Annotated in this window: 13 protein-coding genes and 1 pseudogene; 4 read left to right on the forward strand and 10 right to left on the reverse strand. The window is 75.8% G+C overall.

Annotated features, from left to right (window positions below):
• The first annotated feature begins 26 nt into the window (after window positions 1-26).
• The 3 genes and pseudogenes from VSR01_RS13225 (at window position 27) to VSR01_RS13235 (ending at window position 1,940) form a co-directional block, all read left to right on the forward strand.
• On the forward strand, window positions 27-575 hold the full coding sequence (locus VSR01_RS13225; RefSeq protein ID WP_326449426.1) for an AAA family ATPase: 549 nt from the start codon (window positions 27-29) through the stop codon (window positions 573-575).
• A 152-nt stretch (window positions 576-727) separates the two neighbouring features.
• Entirely contained in the window at window positions 728-1,183 is a 456-nt protein-coding gene (locus VSR01_RS13230; protein WP_326449427.1) for a carboxymuconolactone decarboxylase family protein, read from the forward strand.
• Window positions 1,180-1,940, forward strand: a pseudogene (locus VSR01_RS13235) (isocitrate lyase/PEP mutase family protein). Before VSR01_RS13230 ends, VSR01_RS13235 begins: the two are co-directional and overlap by 4 nt.
• 148 nt (window positions 1,941-2,088) lie before the next feature.
• On the opposite strand, the gene VSR01_RS13240 reads toward VSR01_RS13235, so the two are convergent.
• The 8 genes from VSR01_RS13240 to VSR01_RS13275 all read right to left on the reverse strand — a co-directional run bounded on the left by VSR01_RS13240 (window position 2,089) and on the right by VSR01_RS13275 (window position 12,548).
• A complete protein-coding gene (locus tag VSR01_RS13240) occupies window positions 2,089-4,329 on the reverse strand; it encodes a xanthine dehydrogenase family protein molybdopterin-binding subunit (RefSeq protein WP_326453638.1) in 2,241 nt (746 codons plus the stop codon).
• 172 nt (window positions 4,330-4,501) lie between these two features.
• Window positions 4,502-6,841: a 2Fe-2S iron-sulfur cluster-binding protein gene (locus tag VSR01_RS13245; protein WP_326449428.1), complete on the reverse strand. Its 2,340-nt coding sequence runs from the start codon at window positions 6,839-6,841 to the stop codon at window positions 4,502-4,504.
• Complete coding sequence (locus tag VSR01_RS13250; RefSeq protein ID WP_326449429.1) at window positions 6,838-7,710, reverse strand: FAD binding domain-containing protein; 873 nt, start codon at window positions 7,708-7,710, stop codon at window positions 6,838-6,840. Before VSR01_RS13250 ends, VSR01_RS13245 begins: the two co-directional genes overlap by 4 nt.
• 302 nt (window positions 7,711-8,012) lie before the next feature.
• The gene (locus VSR01_RS13255) at window positions 8,013-9,719 is read right to left on the reverse strand and encodes a beta-N-acetylhexosaminidase (protein WP_326449430.1); all 1,707 of its coding nucleotides are present in this window, start codon (window positions 9,717-9,719) and stop codon (window positions 8,013-8,015) included.
• A 235-nt stretch (window positions 9,720-9,954) separates the two neighbouring features.
• Window positions 9,955-11,328, reverse strand: a complete 1,374-nt coding sequence (locus VSR01_RS13260; RefSeq protein WP_326449431.1) for a hypothetical protein — start codon at window positions 11,326-11,328, stop codon at window positions 9,955-9,957.
• Between the two features lie 143 nt (window positions 11,329-11,471).
• Window positions 11,472-11,636 (reverse strand): hypothetical protein, encoded by a 165-nt coding sequence (locus VSR01_RS13265; RefSeq protein ID WP_326449432.1) that lies wholly within the window; start codon window positions 11,634-11,636, stop codon window positions 11,472-11,474.
• A 7-nt stretch (window positions 11,637-11,643) separates the two neighbouring features.
• Window positions 11,644-11,943, reverse strand: a complete 300-nt coding sequence (locus VSR01_RS13270; RefSeq protein ID WP_326449433.1) for a DUF3039 domain-containing protein — start codon at window positions 11,941-11,943, stop codon at window positions 11,644-11,646.
• An 11-nt stretch (window positions 11,944-11,954) separates the two neighbouring features.
• Complete coding sequence (locus VSR01_RS13275; RefSeq protein WP_326449434.1) at window positions 11,955-12,548, reverse strand: YqgE/AlgH family protein; 594 nt, start codon at window positions 12,546-12,548, stop codon at window positions 11,955-11,957.
• Window positions 12,549-12,801: 253 nt separating this feature from the next.
• Between VSR01_RS13275 and murA the strand changes: the two genes are divergently transcribed.
• A complete protein-coding gene (murA, locus tag VSR01_RS13280) occupies window positions 12,802-14,151 on the forward strand; it encodes a UDP-N-acetylglucosamine 1-carboxyvinyltransferase (RefSeq protein ID WP_326449435.1) in 1,350 nt (449 codons plus the stop codon).
• A 97-nt stretch (window positions 14,152-14,248) separates the two neighbouring features.
• Here the strand turns inward: murA and VSR01_RS13285 are convergent, their stop codons facing one another.
• Both VSR01_RS13285 and VSR01_RS13290 read right to left on the reverse strand, forming a co-directional pair.
• Window positions 14,249-14,530 (reverse strand): HU family DNA-binding protein, encoded by a 282-nt coding sequence (locus VSR01_RS13285; RefSeq protein WP_326449436.1) that lies wholly within the window; start codon window positions 14,528-14,530, stop codon window positions 14,249-14,251.
• A 359-nt stretch (window positions 14,531-14,889) separates the two neighbouring features.
• A complete protein-coding gene (locus VSR01_RS13290) occupies window positions 14,890-16,347 on the reverse strand; it encodes an NAD-dependent malic enzyme (protein WP_326449437.1) in 1,458 nt (485 codons plus the stop codon).
• Window positions 16,348-16,442 lie beyond the last annotated feature (95 nt).

Here is a 16,442-nt window from a genome sequence, read left to right on the forward strand (position 1 = left end):
GGGCGTCCACCGGAAGGGGGCGAACGATGGGTGACGTCGCGCTGGAGCGCGCGGTGCTGGTCATCACGGGCGTGATGGCGTCGGGCAAGTCGACGGTCGCGCAACTGCTGGCGGAGCGGCTGCCGCGCGCGGTGCACGTACGCGGCGACGTGTTCCGCCGGATGCTGGTGTCCGGGCGGCGCGACCTGCTGCCGCAGGACGACGAGGAAGCGGTCACGCAACTGCGGCTGCGCTACCGGGTGTCGGCGCACACCGCCGACCTGTACGCGGCGGCCGGCTGGACCGCGGTGGTCCAGGACGTGGTGCTCGGCGAGCACCTGGAACCGTATCTGGAGGCCATCGCCACCCGCCCGCTCTACCTGGTGGTGCTGGCGCCCTCCCGCGAGGCCGTCGCCGCGCGCGAGGCGGCCCGCGCCAAGTCCGGCTACGGCTCGTGGACCGTCGGCGACCTCGACCACGTGCTGCGCGACCGGACACCGCGGCTCGGCCTGTGGCTGGACAGCAGCGACCAGACCCCGGACGAGACGGTGGACGCGGTGCTGGACCGCCTCGACGAAGCCCTGGTCAAGGGCTGAGGCGGCGGCAGGAGACCGGCCGGGGCCGCGGCGAGACCGCGGGGCGCCCGGCGACAGGCGCCCGTGTCCCGTCCCACGTGCGGGAATTGGCCCAGGAAGCGGGCCGCCGACTGGTCCACGGAGCGCGGGCCGCGGGGCCGTACCGTCGGGGTATGAGCGAAGAGATCGAGCGTACGAACTACGCCGTGCAGGCCCCCGACATGTTCCGCGCGATGCGTGCGTTCAGCCAGGCCGCCGGCAAGGGGCTGGACCCGGTGGTCGCCGAGCTGGTCAAGATCCGCGCCTCCCAGATCAACCGCTGCGCGTTCTGCCTGGACATGCACATCGCCGAGGCCCGCAAGGCCGGTGAGACCGACGAGCGGCTGAACCTGCTGCCCGCCTGGGCCGAGGTGCGCGGCGTCTACACCGACAAGGAGCGCGCGGCCCTCGCGCTGACCGAGGCGATCACACTGCTCACCGACGGCTTCGTGCCGGACGACGTCTACGCGCGGGCCGCCGCGCACTTCGACGAGGCCGAACTGTCCCGCCTGGTCGGCACGATCACCGCGATCAACGCGTGGAACCGCTTCAACGTCGCCTTCCAGGTGCAGCCGGGCGGCCTCTCGTGAGCCCTGCCCCGGACGGCGGCGCGGCCCCCTCGGGGGCCGCGCTGCTGCGGGCGCTCCACCACGGCCGGGCGGCCGGCGACCCGCTGGTGCTGCCCGGGCCGTGGGACGCGGCCAGCGCCCGGGTCTTCGCCCACGCCGGCTTCGAGGCGCTCGCCACGCCCAGCGCCGGCGTCGCGGCGTCGCTCGGCTACGCGGACGGGCAGGGCACGCCGCCCGACGAGATGTTCGGCGCGATCCGCCGCATCGCCCGGGTCGTCGACATCCCGGTCAGCGCCGACGTCGAGGCCGATACGGGCTGCCCGCCCCCGAGTTGGTCGACCGCCTGCTGGAGGCGGGTGCGGTCGGCTGCAACCTGGAGGACTCGGTCGACGGCGTCCTGCGCGACCCGCGGCGGCAGGCGGACTGGCTCGCGCAGGTGCGCGCGGCGGCGGGCGACGCGCTCGTGCTCAACGCGCGCGTCGACTCCTACCTGCGGGCGGGCGCGGACCGTACGGTCGAGGCGGTCGCGGCCAGGGCGCGGCTGTACGTCGCGGCGGGGGCGGACTGCGTGTACCCCATCGGGTGCCCTCCAGAGGTCCTCGCGGACCTCGCGGCGGCGGTCGGGGCGCCGCTCAACGCGTTGTGCCCTCCCGGCGGGGTGAGCCCTTCCGCACTGGGTGCGCTGGGGGCTTCCCGTGTGACCTTCGGCGGTACGCTCCAGGCCCGCGCGCTCGACGCGGTCCGCACGCTCGCCGCCCAGCTCGGCGCTGGGCGCTGAGCCGTCAGGGGCGGACCGATCTGCCCCTTCGGGACGGTGACGACCTGCGGGCCGCAGGTGGGTTGCTCGCGCAGTTCCCCGCGCCCCTGATGTGCTGACGTCCAGCGCACAAGGAACCCCGCGCCCCTGACCGGCTCGGCGCCCGGCGTCAGCCTGACGCAGGGGGTTTGACGATGGCGGCCTGGGGGCGGATGGGCAGGCGGTTGACGGGGCGTCCGGTGGCGGCGCGCACCGCCGCGGCGACCGCGGCCGGGGAGGTGACCACCGGAACCGCCGAGACCGCCTTCGCGCCGAACGGCGCGACCACGTCCCGCTCCTCGACCAGCCGCACGATGCGGATGTCCGGCGCGTCCAGCGCCGTGGGGATCGGGTAGCCGGTGAACGAGGGCCGTTTGACGACGCCGCGCGGCGCCCGCAGGTCCTCCATGAGCGCCATGCCGACGCCCTGCGTCACCCCGGCCTCGATGCGGGCGGCGAGCTGGCGGGGGTTGAGGACCCGGCCGACGTCCTGCGCGACCGCGAGCTCCACCACCCGCACCGCGCCCAGCTCGATGTCCACGTCGACCACCGCGCGGATCGCGCAGAAGGTGAGCCCGACGAACGCGTCGCCCTGGCCGTTCTCGTCCAGCCGGTCGGTGGGGTGCGGCCGGCACTGCGCGGTCGCCCACAGCTCCTTGCCGTCGAGCGTCTCGGCGACCGTGGTGGACAGCACCCCGTCGTACGAGGTGATCTTGCCGTCGGCGATGGTCAGCAGCTCCACGGACATGCCGAAGTTCGCGGCCAGCGGCTGCAGCAGCTGGGTGCGGACCATCTTCGCCGCCCGCTCCACTGCGCCGGCGGACACCCAGGTGTGCCGGCCCCGGGCGGCCTGCCCGGCCGGCGGCTGGTCGGTGTCGGACGGCAGCACGCGCACGTCCTCCACGCCCAGCACCTCCTGCACCACCTGGCGGGCCAGCGTGGCGAAGCCCTGGCCGGTCTCGACGGCGGCGCAGATCACGGTGGCGCGGCCGTCGTGCACCCGCACGGTCGCCGTGGACACCTCGTCCGCGCCCTCCGCGCCGAGCACGTGGACCATGCCGAGCGCGTAGCCGACGCCGCGGCGGACCGCGCCGGGCTCGCCCGCGCCCGCGGTGCCGCCGGGCAGCAGCCACTGGGACTCGTCGTCCTCGTCGGGCAGCGGCGGCAGCTCGGCGTCGCGCACCGCTTTGAGCAGCTCGCCGACCGGCGCGGGGCAGGTCACGCTCTGCCCGGTGGGCAGCAGGTCGCCGGTCGCCAGCACGTTGCGCATCCGCAGTTCGGCCGGGTCCAGGCCGAGCCGGGCGGCGAGCTTGTCCATCTGGCCCTCGTAGGCCGCGCAGACCTGCATCGCGCCCTCGCCGCGGACATGGCCGGACGGCGGGTTGTTGGTGCGCACCGCCCAGCCCTCGACGAAGACGTGCGGCACCACGTAGGGGCCGGCCGCGAAGGCCACCGCGGCGGCGAGCGCGTCGGAGGACGCGTCGGCGTAGGCGCCGGCGTCGAGCAGGATCTGCGCCTCGACCTTGACCAGCCGGCCCTCGGCGTCGGCGTGGTGGCGGTAGCGCAGCAGCGTGGGGTGGCGGTGGGCGTGGCCGAGGAAGGACTCCTCGCGGGTGGCCACGAACTTCACCGGGCAGCCGGTCTTCAGCGCCAGCAGCCCGAGCGGGAGTTGGACGCCGGAGTCCTCGCGGTCGCCCATCGCGCCGGGCACGCCGGTGACCACGACCTTGACCCGGTCGGGCTCCAGGCCGAAGCAGGCGGCGGCGATGTCGCGGTCGGCGTGCGGGTCGGTGGAGGCGATGTACAGCTCCACGCCGCCGTCCGGGCGCGGCACCGCGAGCCCGGCCTCGGCGCCGATCGGCGCGGGGTCCTGGCGGCCCACCCGGTACAGGCCCTCGACGACGACCTCGCCGACCGCCTCCGGGTCGCCGAAGCGCAGCGGGATGTGCCGGATCAGATTGCCGTCGGGGTGCAGCGGCTCGGCGGCGAACGCCTTCTCCGGGTCGGTGACGGGTTCCTCGACCTCGTACTCGACCAGGATCGCGGCCGCCGCGAGCCGCGCGGTGTCGGGGTGGTCGGCGGCGACCGCGGCGATCGGCTCGCCGTGGTGGCGCACCGCGCCGGCGGCGAACACCGGGCGGTCGGCGACGGTGCGGCCGTGCATCGCGTCGCCCGGCACGTCCTCGTGGGTGAGCACCGCGCGCACGCCGGGCATCGCGGCGGCCTCCGCGGTGTCGATCCGCACGATGCGGGCGCGCGGGTGCGGGGAGCGCAGCACCGCGGCCCACAGCAGGCCCTCGGCCCACAGGTCGGCCGCGTAGGGGTAGGTGCCCTGCGTCTTGGCCAGCGCGTCGGCGGGCGGCACCGACATCCCGATGCCGTGCTGCGCGGGCCCCTCGGCGAGCGTCTCGGCCACCGAGCCCGTTCCGTCCGCGATGCTCACCGGCTGCCGCCTCCCGTCCGGACGTGGCCGCGCGGGGGACGCGGCGGGTGCGGGACGCTGCGGGCGTACGCGGTGCGGCCGTACGCGGTGCGGGCGGGGGTCACTGGTCGGCCTCCGGGGTGGCGGGTCCGCCCTGGTGGGGGACGCGGAGGGACGGGTCGTCGGCGCCGCCGTCCTCGGCGTCGCGCGCGTCGCGGTCGGCGACCACCTGGCGGACCGCCTCCAGCACGCCGCGGTAGCCGCTGCACCGGCACAGGTTGCCGGACAGCGCCTGGCGGATGTCCAGATCGGTCGGCCGGTGGTTGCCCTCCAGCAGGTCGTGCACGGTCATCGCCATGCCGGGGATGCAGAAGCCGCACTGCACCGCGCCGCTGTCGGCGAGCGCGCGCTGCACGGCCGAGGGCCGGCCCTCGACGGTCAGCCCCTCGACGGTGCGCACGTCGCTGCCGGCCGCGGTGGCCGCGGGGACCAGGCAGGAGGCGACCAGCCGGCCGTCCACCTGCACCGAGCAGGCGCCGCACTCCCCCTGCTCGCAGCCGTCCTTGGCGCCGGCCAGGCCGAGCCGCTCGCGCAGCACGTAGAGCAGCGACTCGCCGAGCCAGGCGTCGGTGACCGGGCGCTCGGCGCCGTTGACGCGCAGCATGTACGAGGCGAGCGGGTGCTCGCTGCGGGTGTCCTCGGCGGGAACCTGCTCGGCCGGGGCGCCGTCCGCGCCGGGCGGCTGCGCGGCGGCGTCCGGGTCCGCGTCCGGGCCGCCGCCGGGGGCCGCGTCCGCGGCGGGCGCGTCGCCGCCGGGCCCGGCGGCGTCCGCGCCGTCGTGCCGCCCGTCCCCGCCGGACGCCTCGAGGCGGGTCTCGGGGCGGGTCTCGGAGTGAGGTCCGGGGTGGGTCTCGGGGGCGTGCGGGGCCTGGTCGCCGTCCGCGGCGGTGTCCGCCGAGTCCTGGCCGTCGCCGTAGGGGCCGCCGCCGGCCGCCGTGCCGGGCGGGTGCGCGTCGTCCGGGCCGCCGGGCGGGTCCGTCGGTTCGCCGTACGCGTCCGCAACGTTGTCGACCGCGCCCGGCGCGTGGCCGTACGCGTCGGCGCCGTCTCCGCCGTCGGACCGCTCGCCGCCGGCCGGGCCGTACGAGCCCGCCGGGCCCGCGTCGGGACCGCCGGGGACGGCGTCGCCCGGGTGCGGGACCGCCCCCGGGTGTGCGCCGTAGGCGTCCGGGCGCGCCGCGCCGTTTGCCGCGCCGAACTCCCCGCCGCCGGACGGGTCCGAGGGGTGCTCGACGTACGCCCGCGCGGCGGAGTCGCCGGGCGCGGGGGCCGGGGAGCCGTACCCGCCGGGGGCGTGGCCGTAGGGGTCGGCGTCCGCGGCCGGCGCTCCCGCGTACGGGTCGGTGTAGAGGTCGGTCTGCGGGTCGTCGTCGTAGGAGGCGGCGGCCGGGGACGAGGTGTCGGCGCGGTCCGGGTGGTCCGCCGCGTAGGACGCGTCGCCGGGGTGGTCGGCGCCGCCGGGGGCGGTGCGCGCGGCCTCGGGGTCGTCCACGACGGCGGACCAGGCCGCGTCGGCGGCCGGCGGCGAGGACGGCAGCCACGGCACCGCGTCGCCGCCCTCGGGGCCGGTGAACGCGGGCCACTCGCCGCTGTAATCGGCCGGCGCGGGCCCTCCGCGCAGGTCCGCGCCGGGCGCGCCGCCGTGCCCCGGGCCGTCCTGCCGGTCCCGCTGCTCCTGCTCCTGCTGCTGTGCGGCCCGGGCCTGCGCCCTGGCCGCCGACGCGGCCGCCGCGCCCTGGCCGAACATGCCCGCGGCGAAGGACTGCGTGGGCGGGGCGGGCGACGGCGCCTGGTCCCAGGCGCCGGGCAGCGCGCCCACCGAGTACTCGCCGGAGTCGCCGTCCGCGTCGTCCCGTATCACCGGGATCGACCAGGTGGTGGCGGGGTCGCCGTCGCGCGCCTCGCCCGGGGGTCCGGCCGGGCCGTGGGCGCCGAGCGGGTCCTCGCCGGGCCGCGGCTCGGGCGGCAGCTGCGCGGCGAAGGAGACGTGCATGGTCTGGTCGGGGTCGTAGTCCCCGCCGCCCGGAACGGGCTGCCACGCGCCGAAGTTGCCCTGCCCGGCGGCCTCGCCCTGACCGCCCGGGCCGGCGTGAGCGCCCGGACCGGCGTGACCGCTCGGACCGGCGTGACCGCTCGGGCCGGCGTGACCGCCCGGGCCGCCGTGCGCCTGCTGACCCGGCCGGCCCGCGGAGTCGTCGTACCCCCCCGCGCCGTAGCCGGGCGCGCCCTCGTAGCCCGCCGGGTCCGCCGGGTCGTGACCGGCGCCCTCGTAACCGGCCGCCTCGTCGTAGCCGGGCGCGCCCTCGTAGCCGCCCGCGCCCTCGAAACCGGCGGAGTCCCCGTAGCCGGCCGAGCCCTCGCGGCCTGCGGACGGGGTGCCAGCGTGCGACTGGTCGGTCATGCCAGGGCCCTCCCGAGCGCTCGGCGGGACAGTGCGGCCACGGTACGCCGCAGCTGCAGCGCGGCGGGCGGCAACTCCACCCCCGGCTGGTCGGGGATGCACGCCGCGGCCACGTACTCCCCGAAGGCCGTGCACGCCTCGTCGGCGAGGGAGCGCTCGCCGTCCCAGTCGATCAGCCCGGCCACCCACTGCTCGGCCTCCAGCGGCCGCAGCGGGACCTGGGCCACCGCGCCGACCGCGCAGCGCACCTGGCGCCGGGCGGGGTCGACGACCAGCGCGACCGAGGCGACCGCGCGGCCGGGGCCGGTGCGGCCGGTGGCCTTGAGGAAGGTCTGCGGCGCGTGCAGCAGCGGGATGCGCACGAACGCCAGGAGTTCGCCGGGGCGCAGCGGGTCCATGCCGGTCAGCAGGTGGCTGACCGGGATCTCCCGGTCGCCGTCCGGTCCGGCCAGGATCACGCCGGCCTCCAGCGCGGCCAGCACCGGCAGCGCGTCGCCGGTCGGGGCGGCGGTGACGATGTTGCCGCCGAGGGTGCCGGCGTTGCGGATCTGCGGCGGTCCGGCCGAGCGGGCGGCGGCGGCGAGCGCGGGGATCAGCGCCGCGAAGTCCGGGCGGCCCATCCGGGCGTGGGTCAGTCCGGCGCCGAGCAGCGCGGCGCCGTCGGCGTACTGCCAGCCGCGGATCTCGCTGATCCGGCCGAGGCCGACCAGCGCGGCCGGGCGCAGCAGACCGGAGTTGACCGCGGCCATCAGGTCGGTGCCGCCGGCGACGGGCACGGTGCTGGGCATGGCGGCGAGCGCCGCCACCGCCTCGTCGAGCGAGGACGGCAGCGTGACGTTCTCCGCCGCCTGCCGTGCATACGTGCTCACGCCGCTGCCCCTTCCCGGCCCTCCCGCCGTCACGCGGTAGCCGTACCGTACGTGCTGACAGCCCGGACGTGGCAACTCTGGCACATGTTCACCGGCGGTCGGCGCGAGGGTCCGCGAAGTACCGATCCACCCCTCCCGAGGCTGATCGTACGACTGGTCCCGGCACGGCTGTTGTGCCCTTATCGCTCCCCTTCTGCGCTTTCGGGCTGATAGGTGCGTACGGCTCCACGGTGCCACCGGCGGGCGGCGCCCGGCCCGCTGTTCGGGGCCGGGTCACCTGAACGGGGTTCGGACCGCCGCGGTCACCTGATCGGGGGCGGCCCCTCCTTGGGGCGGCCGACCACGCCGGGGCGCCGCTGCCAGGGGCGGGGCCCCGCGGCCGGGCGGTACTCCACGCCGAGCGCGTCGAGCCTGGCGTAGTGCGCGGCCATCCGGCGTTCGAAATCGGCCCAGTCGCGGTCCGCGGGCGCGGGCAGCGCGGACCAGGCGACCTCGGCGAAGGCGGCGAGCCGCGGGAAGACCATGTAGTCCACCACCCGCACCGAGTCCATCACCTCGGTCCAGGCGTTGGCCTGGGTGCCGATGACCCGCCGGGCCTCCTCCGCGGTCAGCTCGGCCGGCACCGGCTCGAACCGGTAGACGTCCTCCAGGGTGCGCACGTGCGCGATCGGCACCGGCTCGTCGGGGTCCGCTGACTGCCGCCAGTCCAGGTAGACATGGGACTCCGGGCACATCACCACGTCGTGCCCGGCGCGGGCCGCGGCGATGCCGCCGGCGTAGCCGCGCCAGGAGGCGACCGCGGCGCCGGGCGCGAGGCCGCCCTCCAGGATCTCGTCCCAGCCGATCAGCCGCCGGCCGCGCTCGGCCAGCCAGGCGTCGAAGTGCCGGATGATCCAGCTCTGCAGCTCGTGCTCGTCGGCCAGGTCGAGTTCCTTGATGCGGGCCTGCGCGATCCCGGACGCGCGCCACTGGTCCTTGGGGCACTCGTCGCCGCCGACGTGCACGAAGGTGCCGGGGAACAGCTCCAGGATCTCGGTGAGCACGTCCTCGTAGAAGGCGATCATCTGCTCGGTGGGGGCGAGCACGTTGGGGTTGACGCCCCACTTCGTCAGCACGCCCAGCGCCTCGGTGTCGACCACGTCGGAGTTGCCGAGGTCGGGGTACGCGGCGATGGCCGCCTGCGAGTGCCCGGGGATGTCGATCTCGGGGACGACGGTGATGTGCCGGCGGGCCGCGTACGCGACGATCTCGCGGATGTCGTCCTGGGTGTAGTAGCCGCCGTGCGGGCGCTCGTCCCACAGCGGGGACTCGCGCAGGCCCACCTTGGTGCGCTCGCGCCAGCCGCCGACCTCGGTCAGCTTCGGGTAGCGGCGGATCTCCACGCGCCAGCCCTGGTCGTCGGTCAGGTGCAGGTGCAGCACGTTGAGTTTGTGCGCGGCCATCAGGTCCACGTAACGCAGCACCACGTCCTTGGGCATGAAGTGGCGGGCCACGTCCAGCATGAAGCCGCGCCAGCCGAACCGCGGGGCGTCGGTCAGGTGGCAGGCGGGGACGCGCCATGCGCGCGCGGCGTCGGTGGGGGCGCGGCGGAAGGCCTCCGGGCCGAGGAGCTGGCGGAAGGTCTGCGCGCCCCAGAACAGCCCGGCCGGGCTCGCGCCGGTGATCCGCACGCCGGAGGCGGGGTCGACGGTGATGCGGTAGGCCTCCGGGCCGCCGGGGACCGTCTCGTCCACGGCCAGCCGCACGACGCCGGCGGGGGCGCCGCTCGGGCTTCCGGCGGCGGTCCCGGCCGCGCTCGCGGAGGCGCTCCTGGGCAGGCCCGCGGACGCGGTGACGGGCCACTCCCCCGGGGCGAGCGGCAGACCCGTCGCCGCGCCCACGGTCGCCCGCAGCCACTGCGCGGTGTCCTCCGCGCCGGGGCCTGCGGCCAGCACGGTACGGGGGGTCAGGGCGAAGCCGGCGCCGGGGTCGTACGCGGTGGTGTGGGTGGGGGTGGGGATGAGATCCATGGGACCACCATGCAACATAATCCGCGATTGGCATAGACCAATTTCACGCAGCGCCCACGCTGGGCGTCGACATCAGCCGCGCGGGCCGGCGTGGGTCAGCTCGGCGCTGGACCTCAACCCCCAGGGGCGCGGGGAACTGCGCGAGCAACCCCTGCGGCGCCCAACGTGGCCACCGTCCCGAAGGGGCAGATCGGTCCTCCCCCACCGGCCGGTCATGGGTTGCGCCCCTGACGGGTCAGCGCCCGGCGTCGAGGCGGCGGGTGGTGTGGAGGTGCGCGGCGTAGGGGAGCGCCACCGCGCACCCCGCGACCGTCCACGCGAGATCCCCGAGCGCGAGATCGCCCCACGCGCGGGCGGACGTGCCCCCGCGGACCGCGAGCGCGAGCGCGGCGCCGAGGAAGGCGACCCCCACGCCCGTCTGGAGCCGGACCAGCCCCCGGTAGCGGACGATCCGCCGCGCGAACCCCGCGCCGTACCACCACCGCGTCCCCGCGAGCACCGCCGCGACCCCGGCGAGCCCGACCGCGGTGACCGGCGCCACCGCCCACAGCGGCCACGGCTCGCCGCGCCGCCCGCGGTCCGCCGCCAGCCCCGCGGTGACCAGCACCGGCGCCGGCAGCGCCGCCGCGACCTGCACCGCGGCGATGCGCCACAGCCAGTCGTCGCCGACCATCTCGGTGCGGGTGGTCGCGCGGATCGCCCGCAGCCGGGTGCGCGCGCCGACCCCCGAGCGGCGGGTGCCGGAGACGACCAGGAACGCGACGAGCACCAGCGTCGCCGCCAGCACCGCGCCCGCGGCCAGCAGTTGCCACCGCCCGCCGGACTCCAGGCGGTAGAGCTGGACGCCCCAGAACAGCGCCAGGCCGACGCCGCCGACCACCACGCCGGCCCGTGGCGCGACCAGTTGGCCGGGCTCCGCGCCCAGCGTCAGCGCGCGCTCGACCGCGTACGTGTACTCGCCGCGCTGCCGCCGCGGCATCCGGCCGAACAGCCCGCGGCCCGCGGACAGCGAGCGGGCCAGCGCGACCTGGGCCTCGGCCTCGTGCGGGGCGAGCGCCACCGCCCTGCGGGCCGCTGCCGCCGCGTCGGCCACCCGGCCGAGCCTGCGGTAGACGTCGGAGAGCAGTACCGAGGGCTCCCAGCCGTCGGGGTCCGCGCCCTGCGCGCGCAGCGCGACGGTCAGCGCGGCGTGCGCCTCGTCCAGCGCCAGCAGCACCACGCCGGCCAGGACGAACACGTCGGCGGTCTCGTCGGGGCCGGCCAGCGCCAGCGCCCAGTCGACGGCCTCGCGGGCCTCGGCGGGCCGCTGCTCCTGGGCCAGCACCCAGGCGCGCAGCAGATAGCCCGCGCTGCCGTTGCGCTCCACGAAGGCGTCGCTGACCACGGCGTGGGCCTCGGCGAACCGGCCCTGGCCGACCAGCGCGTGCACCCGCTCGCCGCTGCGAGCGTCGTCGGGCGCGGGCCCCTCCGGCCGGACGGCGTCGCCGACCGCGGCGTCGGCGCGTCCGGCGTCGCCCGCCGCGCCGTCGGCGAGGGGTACGTCACCGGTCGGGCCGTCGGCGAGGGGGCCGTCGCCCGCGGGGAGGTCCGGCCACGCGGCATCGTTCATGGCCGCCTCGGTCCAGGCCTCAGCCCAGGCCGCCTCGGCCCACGCGGCGTCGCTGAGCGCGGCGTCGCTGAGCCCGGCGTCGCCAGGCCCGGCCTCACCGAGCGCGGCGTCGCTCGGACCGGCCTCGCCGAGACCGGCTCCGCTCAGCGCCGCGTCGCCGCGCGCCGCATCACGCGCCGCGTCGCCGCGCGCCGGCCCCGGCGGGCGTCGCCGACCGGGTCCGGGGCGCCCGGGACGCCGCCCTGGGCGTCCGGGGTGTCGCCGTCGGACACGCCGTCCGTGCCGTCGGCGCCGTTCGCGCCGGGCACGCGGTCCTCAGCCGTTGCCGCCCTTGCCGGACGAGCTGCGGTCGCCGTCGCCGCCGCCGACCGGCATGCCCTCGTAGATCTCCTTGCAGATCGGGCAGACCGGGTACTTCTTGGGGTCGCGCCCGGGGACCCAGACCTTGCCGCAGAGAGCGACGACGGGCGTGCCTTCCAGCGCGCTCGCCATGATCTTGTCCTTCTGGACATAGTGCGCGTAGCGCTCGTGGTCGCCGTCACCGTGGGAGAGCTGCGGAGTCGGCTCGACCAGGGTGCCGGTGCCCGCCCCGCGCTCGGGCTCAAGAGTGCTCATGACCCTCAAGCCTAATTGAGACTCGGATCGTCGGGATACGTGGCCACCATGGCCAGCTCGCCGCGCTGGCGGCGCAGCACCGCCCGCCACAGCCGCTCCGGGTCCGGCGCGGAGACGTCGCCCGGCTCGGACTCCACCACGTACCACGCGCCGTCGGCCAGCTCGCGTTCCAGCTGGCCCGGTCCCCAGCCGGCGTAACCGGCGAAGATCCGCAGCGAGCCCAGCTCGGCGGCCAGCAGCTCCGGCGGGGCCTCCAGGTCGACCAGGCCGATCGCGCCGTGCACCCGCCGCCAGCCGAGCACGCCGTCCCGGCCGGCCGCGCGCGCCTCGCCGGCGCCGGGCACCACCGCGAGGGCGAGCGCGGAGTCCAGCGCGACGGGCCCGCCCTGGAAGACCACCTGCGGCGGGACCGCCAGCTCCGCCCACGGCTCCAGCACGTCGCCGACGCCGACCGGGGTGGGCCGGTTCAGGACCACGCCGAGCGTGCCCTTCGCGTCGTGGTCGAGCAGCAGGACCACGGTGCGGTCGAAGTTGGGGTCGGCCAGCTTCGGGGTGGCCACCAGCAGCCGGCCGGTGAGCGACGACACCTCGGTCATGCGGGACATGATCCCCCAATCGGCGGCAAGACGTGGTGTCAGCACGGGAATCCGGGCGCGAACCGGACGCACTCCCGGCGCGATCCGGACACGTGCGCCGGGCACGGTCCGGGCGCGCGTCCGGGCCGGGTCCGGGCACGGTCCGGGCCGGGCCCGGGCGTGCGCCCGGAAGCCGACCGGTCGCACGCCGGGCGCGCGGGCCGCGCCCGGCGTCGGACTACCATGTGCCTCCCGCACACCGCTCACGACGATCGCGAGTTCCATGAACGACAACGCCGATGTTCTGCTTGTCCATGGCGGCACCCCTCTGGAAGGCGAGATCCGGGTCAGAGGCGCGAAGAACCTCGTGCCGAAGGCGATGGTCGCCGCGCTGCTGGGCAGCGAGCCCAGCAGACTGCGCAACGTCCCGGAGATCCGCGACGTGCGCGTGGTGCGCGGTCTGCTGCAACTGCACGGCGTCACGGTGGAGAACGGCGAGGAACCCGGTGAGCTGGTGCTCGACCCGACCCGGGTGGAGAGCGCGAACGTCGCCGACATCGACGCGCACGCCGGCTCGTCGCGCATCCCGATCCTGTTCTGCGGCCCGCTGCTGCACCGGCTCGGCCACGCGTTCATCCCGGGGCTGGGCGGCTGCGACATCGGCGGCCTGCCCATCGACTTCCACTTCGACGTGCTGCGCAAGTTCGGCGCGACGATCGACAAGCGCGCCGACGGGCAGTACCTGGAGGCCCCGCAGCGGCTGCGCGGCTGCAAGATCCGGCTGCCGTACCCGTCGGTCGGCTCGACCGAGCAGGTGCTGCTGACCGCGGTGCTCGCCGAGGGCGTGACGGAACTCACCAACGCCGCGGTGGAGCCGGAGATCGAGGACCTGATCTGCGTCCTGCAGAAGATGGGCGCGATCATCTCCATGGACACCGACCGGACCATCCGGATCACCGGCGTGGAGCGGCTCGGCGGCTACACCCACCGCGCGCTGCCGGACCGCCTGGAGGCGGCGTCGTGGGCGAGCGCGGCGCTGGCCACCGAGGGCGACATCTACGTGCGCGGCGCGCAGCAGCGCTCGATGATGACCTTCCTCAACACCTACCGGAAGGTCGGCGGCGCCTTCGAGATCGACGACGAGGGCATCCGCTTCTGGCACCCGGGCGGCCCGCTGGACGCCATCGCGCTGGAGACCGACGTGCACCCGGGCTTCCAGACCGACTGGCAGCAGCCGCTGGTGGTCGCGCTGACCCAGGCGTCGGGGCTGTCGATCGTGCACGAGACGGTCTACGAGTCGCGGCTGGGCTTCACCGAGGCGCTCAACCAGATGGGCGCGCACATCCAGCTCTACCGCGAGTGCCTGGGCGGCAGCGCCTGCCGGTTCGGGCAGCGCAACTTCCTGCACTCCGCGGTGGTCTCGGGCCCGACCAAGCTGCAGGGCGCCGACCTGGTCATCCCCGATCTGCGCGGCGGCTTCTCGTACCTGATCGCGGCGCTGGCCGCGCAGGGCACCTCGCGGGTGCACGGGATCAGCCTGATCAACCGCGGCTACGAGAACTTCCTCGACAAGCTGGAGGAGTTGGGCGCCCACATCGACCGGCCCGACCGGGAAATCGTCGCGGTGGCCTGACGCACCGTCGGATTTCGGCCATGCGGGACGCTGTACACGGCGAAGGGCGGCCGCCCCTCCGATGGGGGGCGGCCGCCCTTCGTGTCGCTGCCGGGGGTCACTTGCCCTTGGCGGCGTCCTTCAGCTTGGAACCCGCGGAGACCTTGACGCTGTAGCCGGCCGGGATGTTGATCGGCTCGCCGGTCTGCGGGTTGCGGGCGGTGCGGGCGGCACGGTGGGTGCGCTCGAAGGTCAGGAAGCCGGGGATGGTGACCTTCTCGTCGCCCTTGGCCACGATCTCACCGACGGTCTCGGCGAACGCGGCCAGAACGGCGTCGGCGTCCTTGCGGGTCACCTCGGCGCGGTCTGCCAGCGCGGCCACCAGCTCACTGCGGTTCATATCTGTACTCCCGTGTTCTTTCTGCCATGGGGGCGCGAGCTCGAAGCTGATGCTGTGTGCCTCACTGCCCAGGTGTGCATCCTGCCCCCATATATGGGGGAAAGCCAATCGCCCGCCCGCGCGAGTCGCGGAAAAACCGCAGCGGAAGCCCCATGATGACGGAATGTCGCGGCCGGTCGACGCTCGGGATCGACCTCCGCCGCCATTTCGGCCGTTTCGGTCCTTCCCTCCGCGCGCGGGTGGTGCTAAAGCGTGCGCCCGCGCCTTTCCGACCGACCGTCACGCCGTCACGCCGCCGCGCTCACGCCGTCGCGCCATCGCGCCGCCGCGCTCACGCCGTCACGCGTTCCGTCGCGCACTCACGCCGGGACCGGGCCGGAGCCGGCCGCGGCGGCGACCGCCGGGCCCTGCGCCTTGGCGGCGTCCCGCACCGCGCCGGCCACCGCGCCGGCCACCTTGTCGTTGAAGACGCTGGGGATGATGTAGTTGGGGTTCAGCTCGCCGTCCCCCACCACGCCCGCCAGCGCCCGCGCCGCGGCCAGCATCATCTCGGTGTTGACCGTGCGGGACTGGGCGTCCAGCAGGCCGCGGAAGACGCCGGGGAAGACCAGCACGTTGTTGATCTGGTTGGGGAAGTCGCTGCGCCCGGTGGCGACCACCGCGGCGTGCTCGCGGGCCGCGCCGGGGTCGACCTCGGGGTCGGGGTTGGCGAGCGCGAAGACGATCGCGCCGTCGGCCATCCGGGCGATGTCCGAGCCGTCCAGCACGTCCGGCGCGGAGACGCCGATGAAGACGTCGGCGCCCACCACGGCCTCCTTCAGGGTGCCGGTGACGCCCTCGGGGTTGGTGTTGTCGGCGATCCAGCGCAGCGCGGCGCCGCTCGGGCCGTCCCCGTCGGCCTTGATGTCCGCGCGCTCGGCGTGCACCACGCCGTGGATGTCGGCGACCACCGCGTGCTTGACGCCGGCCGCCAGCAGCAGCTTCAGGATGGCCGTGCCGGCCGCGCCCGCCCCCGACATGACCACCCGCAGCGCGCCGATCTCCTTGCCGACGCAGCGCAGCGCGTTGGTCAGCGCGGCCAGCACCACGATGGCGGTGCCGTGCTGGTCGTCGTGGAAGACCGGGATGTCCAGCGCCTCGCGCAGCCGCGCCTCGATCTCGAAGCAGCGCGGCGCGGAGATGTCCTCCAGGTTGATGCCCGCGAAGCCGGGCGCGATGGCCGTGACGATCTCCACGATCTGGTCGGTGTCCTGGGTGTCCAGGCACAGCGGCCACGCGTCGATCCCGGCGAACCGCTTGAACAGCGCGGCCTTGCCCTCCATCACCGGCAGCGCCGCCCTGGGCCCGATGTTGCCCAGGCCCAGCACCGCGGAGCCGTCGGTCACCACGGCGACCGAGTTGCGCTTGATGGTCAGCCGGCGGGCGTCCTCGGGGTTCTCCGCGATGGCCATGCAGACCCGGGCGACGCCCGGGGTGTAGACCATGGACAGGTCGTCGCGGTTGCGGATCGGGTGCTTGGACTGCATCTCGATCTTGCCGCCGAGGTGCATCAGGAACGTACGGTCGGAGACCTTGCCGATCGCCACGCCCTCGATCGACCGCAGCTTGCCGACGATCTCGTCGGCGTGCTCGGTCGAGGTCGCGGCGATCGTCACGTCGATGCGCAGCTTCTCGTGACCCGAGGCGGTGACGTCCAGACCGGTGACCGAGCCGCCGGAGGACTCCACGGCGGTGGTGAGCCGGCCGACCGCGGTCCCGCTGGCCGGGACCTCCAGCCGCACGGTGATCGAGTACGAGACGCTTGGCGCCGTTGCCATGACGACCTTCTTCCGGTTCCTGCGAGGGTGGTTCGCTGTGCGTGTCGATCGTCGCACTTACCTGCGGGTACGGGTGAATCCGACGACCCCTGGGC

This window comes from Actinacidiphila sp. DG2A-62 (genome assembly GCF_035825295.1).
GTDB lineage: Bacteria > Actinomycetota > Actinomycetes > Streptomycetales > Streptomycetaceae > Actinacidiphila.